The following is an 18,083-nucleotide window of genomic DNA, read 5'->3' on the forward strand; positions in this document are numbered from 1 at the left end:
GGGTGTTTGACAGCGGGGTCGGCGGCCTGAGCGTGCTACGTGCCCTGCTCGCCGAGCTGCCAGGCACACGCTTCGTCTACCTGGCCGACAGCGCCTTTGCGCCGTACGGGGAGCGCGACGCGGCCGAGGTGTCGCAGCGCACCCACCGCGTCGCCTCCTACCTACGCAAGGCTCACGCCATCGATGCGCTGGTGCTGGCCTGCAACACGGCCACGGCCATTGCCATCGACAGCCTGCGCAAGGACCATCCTGACTTGCCTATTGTCGGTGTGGAACCGGCGCTCAAACCGGCCGTCGGCCTGAGCCAAAGCGGGTGCATCGGCGTGCTGGCCACGCGGGGCACGCTCGAGAGCCCACGGTTTTCCGTGCTGCGCAAACGACTGATGTCGCAGGTGACAGGCCCGCTGCGCTTCCTTTGCCAATCCTGTGACGGGCTGGCCGCCGCCATCGAACGCAACGACGACTCCGCCATCCAGACCTTGTGCGAGCGCTACACCCTGGCGTTGCGCGACGCGGCTGGCCCGGATCTGGACGCCGTGGTGCTGGGCTGCACGCACTATCCCTTCGCGATGAGCGCACTCACCCGTCTGCTCGGATCGTCCGTGACCCTGGTGGACACCGCCGTGCCGGTGGCTCGCCGCACACGCGAGGTACTGGGACTGATGCCTGCTGCCCCCGGTACGTCAGTCCCGCCGCCTGTGCTGCTGGCCACCCGCGATCCACAGGCACTCGAGCAGGCGGCGAGCCGCTGGCTGGGTCTTCTCACAACGGCGCGGCTCGTCCACCCTTGACGCTGCATTAACGCGCAAGGGATCCTTCCCCCAGCGCGGCCGCGCGGCCCCGCTCCACGTTCACCGGAATCAGCAACACCAGACCAATCAGGAACAGCACTGCAGTGAAGCCGATCGCCAGTCGCTGGTTGCCCCCTGTCATCCACGTGATGGCGCCGTAGCTCAACGGACCGACGATGCTGGCCACGCGGGTAGCAAAGGTCCACAGGCCAAAGAACTCGGCCAGTTGGGCCGGTGGCGCCAGCATGCCGGCCATGGCCCTGCCGGATGACTGGCTCGACCCCATGCACACGCCGGCGATGGCTGCGGCGTACCAGAAACCGCCCTTGGTGGTCGTGAGTGCCGCGATGATGCAAGTGGCTACCCAGCCCACCAGCGTGATGCCCAGCGCCAGCTTGTGACCCAGGCGGTCCTGCCAGTAGCCGAACGCCAGCGCACCCAGTGCAGCTGCAATGTTGAGCACGAAGATCAGCACCATGGTTTCCTGCTGCACGAAGCCAATCACCTGTTCGGCATAGATTGCCGCCAGCGTGATGGCCACAGCCACGCCACCCTGGTAGGCCGCCACGCAGGCCAGCAGCCACATGAAATCCTGGTACCGGCGCGCCTGTGCGAAGGTGCGCCGCAGTTGTCGCAGTGATTCGCGCCAGCCCGAGACACCGCCGGTTTGCGTCAATGGCTGCGCGCGCTCGCGCAGCAAGAGGAAGGTGAACAGGGATGCCGCCGCGAACACGCCTGCGGTGATCAGCATCGTCACAGGCACAAACTGCGCGGCATTCTGACCCCGAGCCTGGGCCCACAACACGTACGCCAGGCACATGCCCAGCGCCAGCATGCCACCCACGTACCCAAGACTCCAGCCCCACCCGCTGACGCGCCCCATCGCCTGGGGACGGGCCAATTCGGGGAGAAACGCCGCGACAAGCGACTCACCCCAGGCAAAGAAGACGTTGGAAATCACGATGAGCACGACCCCCAGCACCACGGCACCAGGGCCTACCAGTGCCAGCGCGGCCGTACCGAGCACACAGCCCAGTGCGGTCATCAGCAGCAAGCGCTTCTTGGCCGCGTGGCGGTCCGCCCAGGCACCCATCGCCGGAATGGTGAACATCACGATCAGGTGGGACAGGCTCAGGGCCGCCGTCCAGACAAAGGTGGCCCAGTCGGCACCACCCGCGACCGCGCCCACGAAGTAGGCCGCGAATACTGCGGTGATGACCACCGTCGTGTAGCCCGAGTTCGCGAAATCGAACATGGCCCAGCCGAACACCTCGCGCTTGCGCACGCCAGGGTTCAGGGCATCGGAGGAGAAAAAAGCCATGCGGACTCCAACCACGAGGCCATCCCCCGCGCTGCTGGGGAGTCTAGTACGAGTGGGAGGCCGGGCCGTGGCCGGCCGCCACAGCAGTCAAGTCAGTGCAGATGACGCGGCTTGCGCGGGCCACCATGCCCGGAAGGGCCACCGTAGCCGCGCGGCGGTTTGCCCAACTGCATGGAACTCACCAGCGCGTCGAAGCGCTGCGTGAAAAGCTTGTCAATGGCGCCCACGACATCACCCAGTTCCGAGGCGTCGAAATGACGCTCCATGATGTGCATCACATCCTGGACCAGCAGATCGCGCTGCACCTGCATGATCGCAGCCGGCGTGGGGCCGACGAAGCACATCAGGAAGTCGTCGCGGGCCTCCTCCTCGGAAGACTCGTCTTCCTCGTCGTACTCGGCGTCATAAAAGGACACCTCCAGCGGCGCGCCCGCGGAGGCGATCTCGTTCAGCCCCATGCAGGCTTCCTCGACTGCTTGCCGAAAATCGTCGTCGCCCGGCACCGTCCAACAGATCTGCAGCACGTGGGCTTCGGCATCGAACCTGATACCGGGCTCATCCTCATAGCTGCTTTCGGCTGCCGCCGCAAGCGAACGGGCTCCTGCGTACTGCCACAGGGGTTTGAGCGCGTCCTGGATCTGGGCAAAGACCACGTCCTCGCGCAGCGGCACGTCCCCGTGCACATGGATCTCGAAGGGCGCGTTGTATCGGGTCATGGAAACTCACTGTACTGGCGAAAGCGGAAAAATCCTAGAGCTGGTGCCTCGAGGCGGACTCGAACCGCCAAGTCGTTTCGCGACGGGGGATTTTAAGCCTGAGCATGGCATCCGCACCGGACTAAGGATGGGCTTGGATGAGGCTTGCTGCAGCAGGTTTTCCCCGAGGCCAGTGCCTTCGATCATATCCCGGTGCGCGATGCAAACCGCCCCGGTTCCCCTCCGCCTGGCTCCTAGCCGGCCCCTGGAATCGGGGCCTTTCAGGAGCACCTCATGGCGAAGGTCAAACTCACCAAGTCCGTCGTTGACACATCGCAGGCTCAAACCTGCGACGTGGAACTCCGGGATACGCTCGTTCCGGGCTTCTTGTGCAAGATTACACCAACGGGCCGCAAGGTCTTCATGGTTCAGTACCGCACGAACTCCGGCGTGCGGCGCAAGCCGGCAATCGGCCAGTTCGGCGAACTGACGGTCGAACAGGCGCGATTGCTTGCGCAAGACTGGCTGGCCGAAGTCCGGCGCGGGGGCGATCCCGGACTCGACAAGGCCGAATCCCGCAAGGCGCCGACGGTCAAGGAGCTGTGCGGCCGGTTCATGGACGACCACTCCAAGCCGCACAACAAGCCCAGCACACAGGCCGGCTACCAGTACCAGATCGACAGCTTCGTCATCCCGGCCTTCGGCAGCAAGAAGGTTCACGAGGTCACACGCCACGACATCACCGCGCTGATGAAGCGCATGGAGAAGTCGCCCACCCAGGCTAACCGGGTGCTGTCGCTCGTCCGCAAGATGTTCAACCTGGCCGAGCTGTGGGGCTACCGGCCCGATGGCTCCAACCCGTGCCGCCACGTCCCCAAGTACCCGGAAAAGGGTTCGACCCGGCTCATCACCGACGACCAGATGACCAAGCTGTTCACCTATCTGGAGAAGGCCGAGGCCGAAGGCTTGGAGCATCCCACCCACCTGCTGGCAGTCCGGCTGCAATTCGAGTTCGCCGCACGCATGTCGGAAGTCCTGCTCTTGCAGTGGGATTGGCTCGACCTACCCAACGGCCGGGTGGTCTGGCCGGACAGCAAGACCGGCGATATGTCCAAGCCCTTGAGTGAGGAAGCCCGCCGGCGGCTGACCAATGCTCCTCGCTACGGCGATTCGCCCTATGTCTGCCCGGCGATCCTCGACCACAGCAAGCCCCTCAGCACCCACACCTACTATCAGGCGTGGCGGCGCATCCTTGACCGTGCCGGTGTGCCGAAGGTCGGCACTCACGGTATCCGCCACCGCTCGGCGACCGACATTGCCAATTCGGGCGTTCCCCTAAAGGTCGGCATGGCGCTGACAGCGCACAAGACCGCGGCGATGTTCATGCGCTACGTCCATACCGAGGACGATCCGGTGCGGCAAGCGGCCGAACTAGTGGCGGCCCGGCGCAAGACGATCACGGGTGCGCAACGCCAGGCGGAGGTCGAAGCATGAGAAGGAGGCCCACCCGGGAAATCCGAGACAGTGTCTCGGAAATGTGGACGCGGGCTCGCCCCTTCTCCTTGACTTCCATTCGTCTATAAACGAAAATAACAATGTACCGAATCGAGCACTACCTCTCGGCCGACGTACAGAAGGATCTCTACACCGACTGGCTGCGGCGCTTGCGTGATGCACAAGCCAAGGTGGCGGTCATCCGCCGCGTGGCCCGTATCGAGCAAGGCAACTTCGGCGACCACAAGTTTTGCCGAGATGGCGTGTGGGAGCTGCGCATCGACGCGGGGCCTGGCTATCGGGTTTATTACGGCCTAGCGGGGCAACGGTTGGTGCTGCTGCTGTGTGGTGGCGACAAGCGCACCCAGGATGCGGACATTGACCGGGCGGTGGGCTATTGGCAGGACTGGCAACGGAGAATCGACGAATGAGAGGCAAATCCCATGACGAGGCGATGGCCGAGCTGTACCGCAACGATCCGGCGCTCGCACTTGAAGTCATCAACAACATCCTGGCCGATGGCGACCAAGCCGAACTGATGACCGTGCTGCGCCAGCTTGCGCAGACAGTCGGCGGCGTGCAGGCGGTGGCCGAACAGGCTCACCTTAACCCGACGCAGCTTTACCGCACGTTGTCGCCGAAGGGCAATCCCGCCCTGAACAGCTTGACCGCCATCCTCAAGACGATGGGCCTACGCTTGGCTGTGCAGCCGCTGGCTTCTGCGCCCTCGGCGCACGCGGCTTGATGTTCGATGCCTATGGCAAGCATCGTTCATCCGATTCACTTTGAAGACTACAGCGGCGTTCAATTTGAGCGCCTTGCTTTTGCTTATCACGTTCGTACCGGCTGGCGCGACCTGATCTGGCACGGCCAATCGGGTAGCGACCAGGGACGAGACATCTTCGGAATCGAGGAGTTTGACGATCGACCTTCGCGCAAGACGATTATCCAGTGCGCTAATCGTGACATGCTGACCCTGGCGAAAGCCCGAACCGATATGGAGAAGGCTGTCGAGGCTACTGGCGGTACGCCAGATGCTTTCAAATTCATCTGTCGTGGTGCAGTCTCTGACGCCAGCAGAACACGGATCAGCGATAGCGCTGCTGCACTTGGCGTAGCGCATGTGACGATCTGGTCGAGCGTCGAGTTCGAGGAGAACCTGCGTTTGCGTGGCGAATACCTCTTGCACCGCTTCGTCCAGGGAGTCGAGTTCCCCGAAGCCGAAGCTGAGATCCGAAAATTCGTTGATGACTTCCCTGGCTTATCCGACGCCGAGGCGCTGGGTTTGATGGCTGCCGTATTCGACCGGCCTGCTTTTCGCACACCTTTTCAACAGGAAAGTTCGCTACCCGCCTTCCAGCAAGCTGTTGAGGACACCATTCGAGCACTCAACACCGGAGCGTGGAGAACACGTGAAGGCACCGAAATTCGGCGCATTCCATCGATCCATCACATCAGAGATCAGCGTGTTCGCAAGGTGCTGGCCCAGGTTGTGCGTCAAGTCGATGAACTGCGCCGCATCTTCGTCTCTCGCCTCCGAGAAGGCGAGATCCGGCATTGTGAATGCGGCAAGGCGGACTGCCCCACCTACATGCTCAGTTCTCGTGTAGCGGACGAACTGGATTGCGCCCGTGACCGCATCCTCGCTACCTTTCGCTCGGTGCATGCACCGTTCGATGTTGTCGTCCGCTAAACGCGGAGAGGTCGGCAATGGCGGCGCAAATTGACCTGTTCAGTTCTCAGCATCTTGAAGCTGCCTGCCGTGTGCTTGCAGACACCGAGCGCGGCTTGAGTGGCACACAGATTGGGAGGCTGCTGCAAGAGATGGAAGTGATCGACCCATCGCCGGGCATGACGAAGTGGAAGCGGTTGTTCAACGCGCTCGCCGAGTTGCAGAACAAGCATCAGCGAGGCAACCATCTGATTATGTTCATCAACCGCGCAATGAACCCGGTGAACTACGTGCGCGATCCTGGAACATTTGCTTGGCTGCGGGATGAACTCAATGTCGTGCTGGCGTTCTCTGGCTTCTATGTTCGCGACGATGGCAAGGTGGGATATGCCGACAAGGCGACGACGTTGGATGCAGCCCGCGCACGCGCTGGACGTCTCAAGGCGGCGCTGGAAAGCAGAGTCGTCCATGCGGAGGTCTTGAATTACTGCCGAGCCGAGCTGTTGGACGAGAACTATTTTCATGCGGTCTTCGAGGCGAGCAAGGGTGTCGCCGAGCGAATTCGCATACTGTCGGGGTTGACCGGCGATGGTGCCGACTTGGTGAACAAGGCGTTCGCGGGTCAGCAGCCAATCTTGGTCTTGGGACCACTGAGCACCGAGTCCGAAAAGAGCGAGCAGAGAGGATTTGCGAACTTGCTAATCGGTCTGTTCGGCGCCGTGCGCAATCCCTTGGCCCATGCCCCGAAGACGAATTGGCCTATGTCTGAGCAGGATGCGCTCGACATCTTGACGCTGGTTTCACTGATCCATAGAAAACTGGATGGCGTGCAGAAAGCGGCAGTGTCCTTTTCGTAGGCGTCGCAACGCCGTCCTGATCGATTGTTGTATCGTGATACGACAATCACCTGCCTCCTCTGAATAGACCGTCCCAGCCTGTTGAACGAGATTCAAATGGCTTAAAACAAGGAATCTTCATGTCGCAAGCGGCGTTCAATGTCTTCGATGCGCTGTCCGCTTGGGGCAAGACGCTTTCCAACTGGCAGCGGTGCCTGCTGGTCAAACTCGTTGGCGCCGTCGATTTCCCGGACGAGGCTTTGGATGAGGTCTACCGCGAGTACTTGATGGACCAGCAACTGGCCACCACGGAGATGCCACGCGCCACATGGGACATCGCCTTGCCCCAGATCCAAGGCGGCCCCACAACGGACTCAAGCGTAGTGACCGCCATGACCGCACTGACCGGCGTCAACGCCCTGGCGCCGGGTGAAACACTGACTTTCGGGCGCAAGCTCACTGTGATCTATGGTCCCAACGGTGCGGGCAAGTCCGGCTATGCGCGAGTGCTCAAAGCCGCATGCTTCACCCGTTCCAAGCAAACCGCGATTCTCGGCGATGTGAAGTTGGCCAAGCACAAACAACCCACGCCTAGCGCGACGTTTGCCTTCGACGACGGCTCCAACACGACATTTGTCTACAAGGAGCCTTGCCAGCGACTGCGCGACAACTTCGCGGTGTTCGACTCGACCTGCGTGCGTGTCCATCTGGATGAGCGCAATGCCTTCCAAGTCATGCCTTATCTGTTCGATGTTTTTCCCCGCATGGTGGAGGTCTTCGGAAAGCTCCAGCGCAAGCTGCGCGATGACATCGCTCTACGTTCCCACGCTACGGACAAGTTCGCGATTCCAGGCAGCACGTCCGAAGTCGCTTCGCTGCTGATCACCCTGACGGCACAGACGGACCTCGTTGGCTTGCAGGCATTGGCCGCCTTCGGCGACGAGGAGCGCGCGCGCCTGGAATCGGTTGTCCAGCAACTCGCGACACTCAGGACCACCGATCCCAAGGAGATCATTCGCCAGAATGAGCAGCGCATCATCGATCTGGACGCACTGAAAGCATCGATCTCAGGTTTGCACATGGCTGTATCGCCTGCAGTCGCGGAACAGATCACCAATGCCGTCAAGCAGATTCAGACGCTGACGGAAAAGGCGTCAGCGCTCTCAGCGGCACAGTTGGGCGAGGAGCCGGTGCAGCCCATCGGCACAGCAGCATGGCGTGACCTGCTGGCTGCGGCCATTGCTTACAACGCCGAAGCCTATCCTGACGAGGCGTTTCCACCGAAGGCGGATGCGGCCCGATGCGTGCTTTGCCATCAGGTTCTCGACGAAGACGGCATTGCACGATTGACCCGCTTCTATCAGTTCGCAACCAGTGGTGTCGAAGCGCAGCTTGGCCAGGCCAAGACAACGCTCGCAGGGTATGGCACGAAGTTGTCGAAGATCAGTCTCGCCTTCTTCGACGAGGGCAGTGTCGCGCGCCGGACCTTGACCGAGGTGGATGCCGCAATGGCCGCGGCGGTTTCCAGTCATGTCGAAGGCTATCGGGAAGTCATCGGAGCATTGGCGCGGGCGGTTGCCGGTGCCTTCGACCCTGGCTTGAGCATGTTGGACCATGACCCGGTCTCGGTACGCATCACGGAGTTGGTTGAGCGCCTGAAATCCGACAACGATGCCTTGCGACAGAAGGACCCCAAGGTACTGATGGGGTCGTTGATGGCAGAGGAGCGATTGTTACTCGATCGCCAGGTGCTCTCCGGCCAGTACGATGCCATCGCTGCGGCGGTGGCAGACCTCAAATGGGTGGTGAAGGCCAATTCGTGCATCCGCGGCTTTGCCGTATCCCAACGCGAAGTGACCAGCAAGCAGAAAGCGCTGGCCACAGAACTGGTGGCGCAGGGCTTCATCGCGCGATTCACGGAGAACTGCGCCGCCCTGCAGCTCAAGCTGCCGGTGCAATTCCGCTTCGCGGGCGATGCTGGAACGACTGATCGCAAAATCGAGATTGCCAACGCCAGCGTGGCCGGCATCGACCCGTCTTCGGTGCTGAGCGAGGGCGAACAGACCGCCGCGGCATTGGCCGACTTTCTCACTGAAGTGGAACTCAACGGTTCCTGTTTGGGCGTGGTGTTCGATGACCCCGTGACCTCGATGGACCATGTACGCAAAGAGGCGATCGCACAACGCCTGGTGGACGAAGCCGCCAAGCGGCAGGTGATCGTCTTTACGCACGACATCCTGTTTACGAACTATCTGGCGACGGCTGCGGTGGAAAAGGGTGTCGATTTCGCGGGCCGGACCGTGTGGCGTGGCGAGGCCGAAGAGCCAGGTGTCATCGACAGCCTGGCCTTCCCTCACGAACATTACGAAGGTGCTGCACACGATCGCGCACGAAAGCACCTTGACGTCGCCCGCACGCTGGATGGCGACAAGCAGCGCGACAGCCTGGAGAAGGCGTGTGGCAGCCTGCGTACCGCCTATGAGGACTTCATTCAGCGAAAGCTGTTCGGCAATGTCGTGCGCCGCTGGCGGGAGAACATCACCTTCACCCTCAGTCAGGTGTATTTTGATGAAGGCATTGCTGCACAGGTTCACACGCGCATGGTGATGTTATCCCGATACATCGATGCTCACTCCCACTCGCCAGACTTCCACGAAGTGCCGTTGACGATTGATTTCGTGGTTGACGAATTGGCACAGATGGACCGCATCAAGGCTGAGTACAACACAGCGCGCAAGGCATGGGAGAAAGCCAAGCCCCAGGCGGCGACCTTTAGCTGATCCGGACTTCAATGGCAAAGCCCACGATTGTTCTCGACAAGAACTACCTGCAAGGATCGACGGCGGCGCACATGCTGCAACTCGCGCAGTCGCACCAGTTGCTGATGGCCGACGTACTTTTCTACGAGTTGATCTCGTCGTCCGAACCGGGACGCTCGCGCTGCTTCGCCAAGTTTCCCAAGATCGAGAACCCGGTGATCTTGGTCAATCACGTAGGGGCGCTGCTGAAACAGGAGATAGAGTCGCACGAAGCCTGCGGCAAGCCCTCTACGCGGTACGAGGATATCCGCTTCCAATTCAACGAGGCGCTGACCGGCGCGAACTACGCGCTGCCGCCTTCGGCGGCTGAGGCGCTTCAGGAGCAGACGGCGGAACTTCGTGAAGATGTCGAACGATTTCTTGACCGGGTGCGCTTGATTCCGACCCTAATCCCAAATCTTCTGGAAGGCACCAGCGCGGAGCGACAGTCACTGCGGGAGGCCGCCGAGGAGGTCATCGCGACCAATACCGATGCAATGTTGAAGTTCTACGGGAGCCTGGAAGTCCCTTCGGGCGAACTTCCACTACCGCCTGCCACGATCATGACCCGGGATTGGGCACTATTTCGTTGGCAGCAGGTCCAGTTGCTTTTCGCGCTGGACGCATATTGTCGTTATGGTGGACGTGTTCCCGACACACTGAGCGGAAAAGCCTACGAGAAAATCGAGCACGATGTTCTCGACGCGCACTACCTCCTGTTGGGAACACTGGAAGGATCGTTCGCCACGCGAGAAAAGAAACTGCAGCGGTGGTTTGGTCTGCTTTGTCCCGACGGCCAGCTCTATTCCTAGCCAGTGGCCTTGCGCAGGCATCTTTTCAGATCGTCGGGTAGACCACCTTCTCGTTGTGATCGCTGAAATCGTCGCTCCACGTCAGCTTGATGGAGTGCTTGCTTTTGCTACCCAGTGATATGGACGCAATCAATTCCACCGACTGGAGCGTGTCCAGTGTCTCTAGCGGAAATTTCGAGTCGATGTCCGATTGAACCAGGCAGTCGTTGCCATCGGGAAACGACAGCGACACGTTGCGCGCGGCCGATTTCCCCTTGTTCCAGATTTTCAGCCGTCGGTTGTTGCTGCCGATCTTGATGAACGTCGCGCCGAGGTCCGCTTTCTTAATGTTGAGGATTTCAGTGGCTTCTTTTTCCAGAAGTAGCTTGTTCAGTCGATCCTGGCTCTCAATCAACTTGTTCTGTTTCTGATTGAATCTGAACGTCGTCCAAGTGGCGTACGCGGACAGCAAAAGAGCGCCTATGGCGATGGCATCACCAACACTGATTGGGAAGGGCATCATCGGATCTTGATGTTCTTGCTGCCGCGGAATGCCCTCTTCAGCGATTCGTGCAGTTCCTTCTGAAGATCTTTGACGACGGCTTTCCCGATCTCCTTGGCATGCGCTTGCACGTTCTCATCGTTGGCTCGGATGAGATCATCCTTGGAAATCTGCAACCCACAGTTGCCGCAGGTGAACAGTTCGCTCGTCTGCCCATCAGCGCCGTCGTGTGAAAACTCAGTGCCACCGCACGTTGGGCAATTCAGACAGACCGACCGGTTGTACTTGTCCGCTTTGAACGTCATGCCGTATCTCCGATCGTGTCAACGCTGTGAGCCGTGAATGATCGCAGCGAAGAAAAGAATAGCATCGCTGCACGGGGATCTTTCGTCGACGCGATGCCTATTTATTCTATCTGACAGTCTTCATTGCGTCCCGGCGTGCCGCCGCCGGGTTCGAGGGCTGCGCCCCGCGCTTCGTGCCGAATCGCGGCCATTCGGCTTTGCCCCCTGACGCCTCCGGCCCTTTCGAGCCTGCGCGTTCCGCTTGCCCTAAAAGCCGAGTGTGTGCAGCGGGCGGGTGTGGGCAGTCTTGCTGTTCCCTTCACCGTATCACGGCGTTCTCGCCGTCAAGGGCGGCGCGCGCCATGCGCGCTTGCGTCCTGTCGGCCGTCTGCGACCCCTGACTGCTTGCGCTGCGCCGTGCCCCGGAAGGGTCGGGCAATTCCGCCCGGCATCCTTGCAGGAGTTCACCATGAACAACGCACTCATCACTGACGAGCAGCGCATCGTACTGCTGGCCAACGGCCGCGAATCCTTGGAGAACCCGGACTTTGATCCGGCCCCCGTGGTCAAGCTGTTCACGCCGGACGCCGGCGCGACCTGGCTGCTGACCGAGATTGATCCTGACGACCACGACCACGCTTTTGGTCTTTGCGACCTGGGCCTGGGGGCGCCGGAAATCGGCTGGGTCAGCCTGGGCGAGTTGGCGATCGTGCGCGGCGGGCTGGGCTTGCCGATCGAGCGCGACCTGTCTTTCCGCGCTGAGAAGCGGTTGAGCGCCTACGCGCGCGAGGCGCGGCTGAGCGGGCGGATAGCTGTCTGACTCGGCCTTGGGCGGATGGCCCAGCAGCGCATCCCGTATCGGGATGCGCTTACTGCATCGTCAGCGAGGCCAGTCGTCGCTACGAACGCCTTCAAAGAAGCCAGGGCCGACTTCGATACGCAGTGAAGAGTGACGGCGCAAGATCTTCTGCGCTATCTCGGGCGATGCGTAGTCCGTGAAGTCGAGGAGGTAGCCGTAGACCATTTCACCGCTACTGCCGTCCAACTCCATTGCTTCTACATCGGCGAGATTGCCAACCTCATGCAGTTCGAGGCCCAGCAGTTCGGCATAGGATTGCGATACGCTGCGCGGCGGTGGCTCGCCGTCGTGGTCGTCATCCCCCCAGTTCGTATCGAGTTCCGCTTTGGTGACTTGGCAGTCCACTGACCCAAAGCACTGGCTGCCCAATCGCTCCACGCTCAAAGTGCCCTCCACATTCACGATGTGGCCCGCGTAGGGACGCTCAGTGTCGATGCCCAAGCCAACATGGCCATCCAGGTCGATTTCCAGCGAGCTGCCAACGGGGACGTTTTCAGACTCAACCTCGAAATCGAAATAGACCTCATCAATGCCATCGTAATTGGCGTTGGCCATCTCGCTGTTCACGTCATCGTCTTCGATGACCACCTGATCCACATGCTCACGCAGATAGTTATCGAAGCCTGCGTGAGAGGCGTGAATGTGTGTGTGGGGTGCTCGTTCCTTGAAGGCTGCGTCGATCAGCTCATGCAGTTGGCTTGGCGCGGGGGCTGCGCCAAGTTCGCTGGCGCGCCTATCGAGCGAGTCGTAGTCGAGTACAACGTGGTAGACATTGCTCAAGTCTTTGGGTTCGAGTGCGGCTACCTGGGCGGCCTGGTAGGCGGCAAGGCTCTTGTAGCCGAGTGCAGCAACAATGATTTGCTGCGCATGGCCAAGCTGCACAGGGGCGGCCACAGAAACGCTGTTCTTGCGAACAGAATGGGCAAGGTCGGAAATGCCGATGGGCATACGATTCTCCTGATTTCAGCGCAGGCCAATCGAGCGATTACTTGGCCTACGCCCAGGCGATATCGCATGGTGGTGGCAAGAAATACGGGGGGAAAGCAGAACGCAGTCTTGATTGAGCCGCTCGAAGCTCAGGCGGACAGGGCCTTGCCCACATTGTCCGCGAAAAATCCGCCGAAGACAAATCCCGCGATGCCCAAACTGCATGGGCGTCCCCGGCCACCTGGGAGATGGCCGGTCGCGCTGTCGTGCTGCGCATCGAGCCGCCTGCGGCGTCTCGCCCCTGACGGGCTTCCATCGTTCCCTCGCTCCGCTCGGCTGACGCCTCCGGCCCGGCTTCCAGCTTCGGGCCTGCGCGCTTCGCTTGCCGTGCGGTCGGCGTGTGGGGAAGGCCGTTGCCTTGTCCAGCCGTCTCCCCTGACTTCATCACCTTCACCGCGACTGTAGCCCGCGCCCGTGTGCCGTCAAGGCGCGCAGGGCCGTGTCCTCGGCTGCGCCTGCGGGCCGCACCAACCCTGCGCTTGCCTCCTTGACGGCGCCCGTTCGCGCGCTCCTGACCGTCGCGGGCGATGAACTCAGGAAAGACGGTGGCAACAGGGCCAACCGGGTTCCTCGTGCCGACCGCACCGAACAGCCGAAAGGCTGGGCTCCGAATCTAGGAATCCGGTGTGCGGTTTTCTTCAACAGCCTTTTTGTTCAGGAGAAAGACATGCAACTCGCATCCCGTTTCGCTTCCCGCTCCCCTTCGCTGCGCAGTGACTACCCGCTGTCCGATGACCAGATTCATCGCGTGGCCCCGTCCATCTTCGCGGATGCCCCGCACGAAAGCCGTTCGCAGCGGTACGCCTATATCCCCACCGCCGCCGTGCTGACCGAGCTTCGCAAGGAGGGATTTCAACCCTTCATGGTGACGCAGACCCGCGTGCGCGATGAAGGCAAGCGCGAGCACACGAAACACATGCTGCGCCTGCGCCACGCCAGCCAGATCAACGGCGCAGAGGCCAACGAAATCGTGCTGCTGAACTCGCATGACGGCACCAGCAGCTATCAGATGCTGGCCGGAATGTTCCGCTTCGTTTGCAGCAATGGTCTTGTGTGCGGCGACACCGTGGCGGACGTGCGCGTACCCCATAAGGGCGACGTAGCCGGTTCCGTCATCGAAGGCGCTTTCGAGGTGTTGAGCGGCTTCGAGCGGGTGAAGGATTCCCGCGATGCCATGCGCGCTATCACGCTGGATGAAGGCGAAGCCGAAGTGTTCGCCCGTTCCGCGCTGGCCCTCAAGTACGACCCCACCGACAAGAAGCCCGCGCCCATCACCGAATCGCAAATCTTGATGCCGCGCCGGTTCGACGACCGCCGCCCCGACCTGTGGAGCGTGTTCAACCGCACGCAGGAAAACCTGACCAAAGGCGGATTGCATGGCCGCAGCGCCAACGGACGCCGCCAGCAGACCCGCCCGGTGCAGGGCATTGATTCCGATGTGCGCCTCAATCGCGCCCTCTGGATGCTGGCCGATGGCCTGCGCCAGTTGAAAGCCTGAACCGTTTCCCCGCCGGAGGGGCGGTTCCCCTCCATTCCCTTGTTTCACTCGATTGGAGATTCACCATGAACGCCGTTACCCAAACCGAAGCCCGCGCCGTCAATACCGCCGCCGCTATCCCGTTGGAAGCCGCCGACCCGACCAAGAACCTGATTCTGGTTCCACTGTCGCGGCTGGTGCTGCGCCCCACGGGCCGCAACGTGCGCAAGACCCCGCGCATGTCCATCCCCGAACTTGCCGCAAGCATCCAGCGTGTCGGCCTGCTGCAAAACCTGATCGTGATTGCATCCGCCGATGGCGAGCATTACGAAGTCGTGGCCGGTGGCCGTCGCCTCGCAGCCCTCAAGCTGCTGGCGAAAAAGCACCGAATCAGCAAGGAATGGGAAGTGCCTTGCCTGCTGGTGGCCGATGGCACCGCCCGCACCGCCAGCCTCACCGAGAACGTGCAGCGCGAAGCCATGCACCCGGCAGACCAGTTTGAAGCCTTCGCGGCGCTGGTGGCCGAAGGCCGCCCCATCGAGGACATTGCGGCGGATTTCTCCGTTACGCCGCTGGTGGTGCAGCGCCGCTTGAAGCTGGCGAACGTGTCGCCCCGCCTCATGGCCGACTATCGCGCCGATGCCGTGAGCCTTGACCAGTTGATGGCCCTTGCCATCACCGATGACCACGCCGCGCAGGAAAGCGCGTTCTACGATGCGCCAACCTGGCAGCGTCACCCGTCCAACCTGCGCGAACGCCTCACCGAAAGGGAAATCGACGCCTACCGGCATCCGCTGGTGCGCTTCGTCGGGCTGGACAGCTACGAGGCCGCAGGCGGTGGCATCCGCCGTGACCTGTTCGCCGAAGATGACGCGGGCGTGTATCTGACCGATGCCGCGCTGCTGGAAGGGCTGGCGTTCAATAAGCTGACGGGCATTGCTGCCGAGGTGAAGGCCGAAGGCTGGGCATGGGTGGATGCCACGCCAGGCGTGACCCATGCCGACCTGCACGCCTTCCAGCGTGCGCCGAAGGAGCGGCGCGAACCGAACAAGCGTGAAGCCGCACGCATCGAGAAGCTGCAAACCAAGATGCACGAACTGGCCGAAGCCGTGGATGCTGCGCTGGACGCTGACGATGAGGAAAAGGCCGACGCCTTGCAGGAGGAAGGCGAAACCCTGGGCGAGCAGTTGCAGGTGCTGGAAGATGGCTTGCAGGACTACGGCGCGACCGTGAAGGCCGCAGCCGGTGCCATCGTCACCATCGACCGCAACGGCGAAGCCGTGATTCATCGCGGCTTGATGCGCGAGGCCGAGGCCAAGGCGCTGCGCACGCTGGAAAGGCTGCGCCAAGGTTTCGGCAGCGAAGGCGAAGCCGCGAACGACGACGAAGGCGAGGACGACGAGCCACCCAAGACCGCCGCCATGTCCGACCGGCTGGCGCAACGCTTGAGCGCCCACCGCACCGCCGCGCTACAAATCGAAGTCGCCCGGCATCCGCAAGCCGCGCTGGCCGCCGTGGTGCATGGCATGGTGCAGACCGTCTTGCAGGAACGCCGCTACGGCCGCAGCCGTGATTCTCTGCCGCTGGGCGTGGGCCTCAAAGTGCAAGACCGGCTGGAAGGCATGGCCCCGGACTGGCCGGAAACTCCCGCCGCCGTGGCGCTGTGCGAATTGCAACAGGTGGCGGGCGAAGCCTTGCCGGAGGACAGCGCCGAACTGTTTGCCGCGCTGCTGGCGAAGCCGCAAGATGAACTGGTGCGGCTGCTGGCCGTGTGCGTGGCTTCCACGGTGGACGTGGTGACGCCCCGTGCCACACCGCACCAGCCCGGCGAGGAACTGGCGCAGGCCGTGGGCCTCGACATGGCTGCATGGTGGAAGCCGACCGCAGAAGGCTACTTCAAGCACGTTTCCAAGGCCGTGATTCTGGAAGCCGTGGGCCAGTACGCGCCCGAGCACGTCACGCGACTGGCGAAGTTGAAGAAGGCCGACATTGCCAGCGAAGCCGAGCGGTTGGCCGATGGCACGGGCTGGATGCCTGCCATCTTCAAGACCGAAGGCCCGGAAGCTGCGCCGCAGGAAACGCAGGCGCAGGATGCCCCGGAGGATGCCGAGGCAATGGCGGATGAACCCGCCGAGGCGCTGGCCGCTTGACCCGCGCCGAAGGCAAGCGCCCCGGCCTCGACCGGGGCGCTTCGCTGCAAGGAGAAGCCCCCATGACCCGCATCACCAGCAGCCGCCCGCGCATGGCGGCGATCTACGCGCCCAGCACGGTACGCGCTCGCCGCTGGCACGACGATGGCGACGTGCGCGGCTACCGCCCGCCCTCGGGCTGGTCGGCCCGCGCCGACCTCACCGACATTCACCCCATCACGGGCCGCGCCTTGCCGCGTGCCGTGTGGTGGCTCATCGAGACGAAGGAATAACCGCGTTCAGCACCGCGCCCAGGCCGTTCCGTCCTGGGCGCGGTGGACGCAAAATCCGGGCGCGGCAGTGGCCGCGCCCGGTGTTCAAGGCCAGCAGCCGAGTCAGAACGCCGCCGCCTTCGCGGTGGCTCAGGCGGTGGCGTTGAAGGCATCGCTGTAGCGCGCGATGCCTTCGGGCACTGGCCCATGCAGGGCCAGCGCCATGAAGTAGCCGGGCGGCACGCCCGGCAGTTGCAGGCCCGCATGGGCCTGAAAACCAAAACGCGCGTAATACGCGGGATCGCCTAGCAGCACGCAGCCTGCGGCCTGCATGGCCCGCAGTTCAGACAGCGCCTGCTCCATCAGGCGCGAGCCGATGCCGTGCCCCTGCCTTTGCGGCAGGACGGAGATCGGCCCCAACCCGTACCAGTCCTCAGCCTGGCGGCCGTGGCCGTCGGTGATGGTCACGGGCGACAGGGCCACATGGCCGATGATCTGGCCGTGTTCTTCGGCCACGATGGAAAGCGTCAGTTCGTTGGCAGTGCGCAGTGCGCGCACGATGAATTGCTCGGTGTGGCTGGTGTGCGGCGCATCGGCGAAAGCGGCCGTCGTGACGGCTTCGATGGCAGCAATGTCGTCCGGGGTTTCGTGTCGGAGCTGGAGAGTCATGGGCTTGTCTTGGGTTACTTCCTGAAAATATAGAACGGCCTGGGCGTGTCGGCGCGAGGCGCCGCCGGGCTTTCGGGCTGCGCCCCGTGCTTCGTGCCGAATCACGGCCATTCGGCTTCAATCCCTCACGCCTTCGCGCCTGTGGCGCTGCGCGCTTCGCTTGCGAGGAAGGCTGCGCCCCGCCGCAATGGGCGGAGCTTGTGGGGCTACGCCCCGGCTTGCTGCGGCAGGTTGTGCAAAAGCGTGCCGTCCTCGACGCTGGCGATTCGTTGCCTGTACGTCACGAAGGACGGTTCACCGACACACCGCTCGGCCTCGCCCGATGGAGCTTCCTCACCACGCCTCAAGCATGTGCCGCGAGCTGCGGCTGGGGCGCTCTGGCCTTGTCGTCGGGGCATTGACCTGGCCCGCGTCAGGGCGCAAGCCGGTGAAGCCGTCACGCGGGGATGCCGAGTCGGCCCTGTCTCCATTCGGGAGCGGGCGGCCTGTGCGTCCTTGTCTTGTTG

At 62.5% G+C, this 18,083-nt stretch carries 18 protein-coding genes; 12 read left to right on the plus strand and 6 right to left on the minus strand.

Annotation, left to right across the window (positions count from 1 at the left end; all coding sequences use genetic code 11):
• Positions 1 to 2 precede the first annotated feature (2 nt).
• Positions 3 to 791: a glutamate racemase gene (gene murI / locus AB7P10_RS13785; protein ID WP_428294421.1), complete on the plus strand. Its 789-nt coding sequence runs from the start codon at positions 3 to 5 to the stop codon at positions 789 to 791.
• Between the two features lie 7 nt (positions 792 to 798).
• On the opposite strand, the gene AB7P10_RS13790 is transcribed toward murI, so the two are convergent.
• Both AB7P10_RS13790 and AB7P10_RS13795 read right to left on the minus strand, forming a co-directional pair.
• Complete coding sequence (locus tag AB7P10_RS13790; protein WP_428294422.1) at positions 799 to 2,112, minus strand: MFS transporter; 1,314 nt, start codon at positions 2,110 to 2,112, stop codon at positions 799 to 801.
• A gap of 92 nt (positions 2,113 to 2,204) precedes the next feature.
• The gene (locus tag AB7P10_RS13795; protein ID WP_428294423.1) at positions 2,205 to 2,828 is read right to left on the minus strand and encodes a DUF6806 family protein; all 624 of its coding nucleotides are present in this window, start codon (positions 2,826 to 2,828) and stop codon (positions 2,205 to 2,207) included.
• Positions 2,829 to 3,101: 273 nt separating this feature from the next.
• On the opposite strand from AB7P10_RS13795, the gene AB7P10_RS13800 reads away from it, so the two are divergent.
• The 7 genes from AB7P10_RS13800 to AB7P10_RS13830 all read left to right on the plus strand — a co-directional run bounded on the left by AB7P10_RS13800 (position 3,102) and on the right by AB7P10_RS13830 (position 10,419).
• Positions 3,102 to 4,301 (plus strand): tyrosine-type recombinase/integrase, encoded by a 1,200-nt coding sequence (locus AB7P10_RS13800; protein WP_056581584.1) that lies wholly within the window; start codon positions 3,102 to 3,104, stop codon positions 4,299 to 4,301.
• Positions 4,302 to 4,402: 101 nt separating this feature from the next.
• The gene (locus AB7P10_RS13805; RefSeq protein WP_198149213.1) at positions 4,403 to 4,732 is read left to right on the plus strand and encodes a type II toxin-antitoxin system RelE/ParE family toxin; all 330 of its coding nucleotides are present in this window, start codon (positions 4,403 to 4,405) and stop codon (positions 4,730 to 4,732) included.
• The gene (locus tag AB7P10_RS13810; RefSeq protein ID WP_056581600.1) at positions 4,729 to 5,046 is read left to right on the plus strand and encodes a DNA-binding protein; all 318 of its coding nucleotides are present in this window, start codon (positions 4,729 to 4,731) and stop codon (positions 5,044 to 5,046) included. The genes AB7P10_RS13805 and AB7P10_RS13810 overlap by 4 nt, the downstream gene beginning before the upstream one ends.
• 12 nt (positions 5,047 to 5,058) lie before the next feature.
• Entirely contained in the window at positions 5,059 to 5,994 is a 936-nt protein-coding gene (locus tag AB7P10_RS13815) for a hypothetical protein (RefSeq protein ID WP_056581602.1), read from the plus strand.
• Positions 5,995 to 6,011: 17 nt separating this feature from the next.
• Positions 6,012 to 6,830, plus strand: a complete 819-nt coding sequence (locus tag AB7P10_RS13820; protein WP_056581607.1) for a TIGR02391 family protein — start codon at positions 6,012 to 6,014, stop codon at positions 6,828 to 6,830.
• Between the two features lie 119 nt (positions 6,831 to 6,949).
• A complete protein-coding gene (locus AB7P10_RS13825; protein WP_056581610.1) occupies positions 6,950 to 9,589 on the plus strand; it encodes an AAA family ATPase in 2,640 nt (879 codons plus the stop codon).
• Between the two features lie 11 nt (positions 9,590 to 9,600).
• The gene (locus AB7P10_RS13830; protein ID WP_056581614.1) at positions 9,601 to 10,419 is read left to right on the plus strand and encodes a hypothetical protein; all 819 of its coding nucleotides are present in this window, start codon (positions 9,601 to 9,603) and stop codon (positions 10,417 to 10,419) included.
• 25 nt (positions 10,420 to 10,444) lie between these two features.
• Here AB7P10_RS13830 and AB7P10_RS13835 read toward each other — a convergent pair whose 3' ends face one another.
• Positions 10,445 to 10,921, minus strand: a complete 477-nt coding sequence (locus AB7P10_RS13835) for a hypothetical protein (protein ID WP_082548878.1) — start codon at positions 10,919 to 10,921, stop codon at positions 10,445 to 10,447.
• Positions 10,918 to 11,205: an ECs_2282 family putative zinc-binding protein gene (locus tag AB7P10_RS13840; RefSeq protein WP_082548881.1), complete on the minus strand. Its 288-nt coding sequence runs from the start codon at positions 11,203 to 11,205 to the stop codon at positions 10,918 to 10,920. Before AB7P10_RS13840 ends, AB7P10_RS13835 begins: the two co-directional genes overlap by 4 nt.
• A 448-nt stretch (positions 11,206 to 11,653) precedes the next feature.
• On the opposite strand from AB7P10_RS13840, the gene AB7P10_RS13845 reads away from it, so the two are divergent.
• A complete protein-coding gene (locus AB7P10_RS13845; protein WP_056582602.1) occupies positions 11,654 to 12,004 on the plus strand; it encodes a DUF2958 domain-containing protein in 351 nt (116 codons plus the stop codon).
• 60 nt (positions 12,005 to 12,064) lie between these two features.
• On the opposite strand, the gene AB7P10_RS13850 is transcribed toward AB7P10_RS13845, so the two are convergent.
• The gene (locus AB7P10_RS13850; RefSeq protein WP_056581617.1) at positions 12,065 to 12,991 is read right to left on the minus strand and encodes a hypothetical protein; all 927 of its coding nucleotides are present in this window, start codon (positions 12,989 to 12,991) and stop codon (positions 12,065 to 12,067) included.
• Positions 12,992 to 13,697: 706 nt separating this feature from the next.
• On the opposite strand from AB7P10_RS13850, the gene AB7P10_RS13855 reads away from it, so the two are divergent.
• The 3 genes from AB7P10_RS13855 to AB7P10_RS13865 all read left to right on the plus strand — a co-directional run bounded on the left by AB7P10_RS13855 (position 13,698) and on the right by AB7P10_RS13865 (position 16,929).
• On the plus strand, positions 13,698 to 14,528 hold the full coding sequence (locus AB7P10_RS13855) for a DUF932 domain-containing protein (RefSeq protein WP_056581620.1): 831 nt from the start codon (positions 13,698 to 13,700) through the stop codon (positions 14,526 to 14,528).
• 65 nt (positions 14,529 to 14,593) lie between these two features.
• Complete coding sequence (locus AB7P10_RS13860; protein WP_056581626.1) at positions 14,594 to 16,657, plus strand: ParB/RepB/Spo0J family partition protein; 2,064 nt, start codon at positions 14,594 to 14,596, stop codon at positions 16,655 to 16,657.
• A 62-nt stretch (positions 16,658 to 16,719) separates the two neighbouring features.
• The gene (locus AB7P10_RS13865; RefSeq protein WP_056581629.1) at positions 16,720 to 16,929 is read left to right on the plus strand and encodes a hypothetical protein; all 210 of its coding nucleotides are present in this window, start codon (positions 16,720 to 16,722) and stop codon (positions 16,927 to 16,929) included.
• Positions 16,930 to 17,058: 129 nt separating this feature from the next.
• Here AB7P10_RS13865 and AB7P10_RS13870 read toward each other — a convergent pair whose 3' ends face one another.
• Positions 17,059 to 17,577, minus strand: coding sequence for a GNAT family N-acetyltransferase (locus AB7P10_RS13870; RefSeq protein ID WP_056581635.1), 519 nt, complete (start codon positions 17,575 to 17,577; stop codon positions 17,059 to 17,061).
• Positions 17,578 to 18,083: the final 506 nt, after the last annotated feature.

This window comes from Hydrogenophaga sp., from assembly GCF_050182545.1.
Lineage (GTDB): Bacteria > Pseudomonadota > Gammaproteobacteria > Burkholderiales > Burkholderiaceae_C > Hydrogenophaga.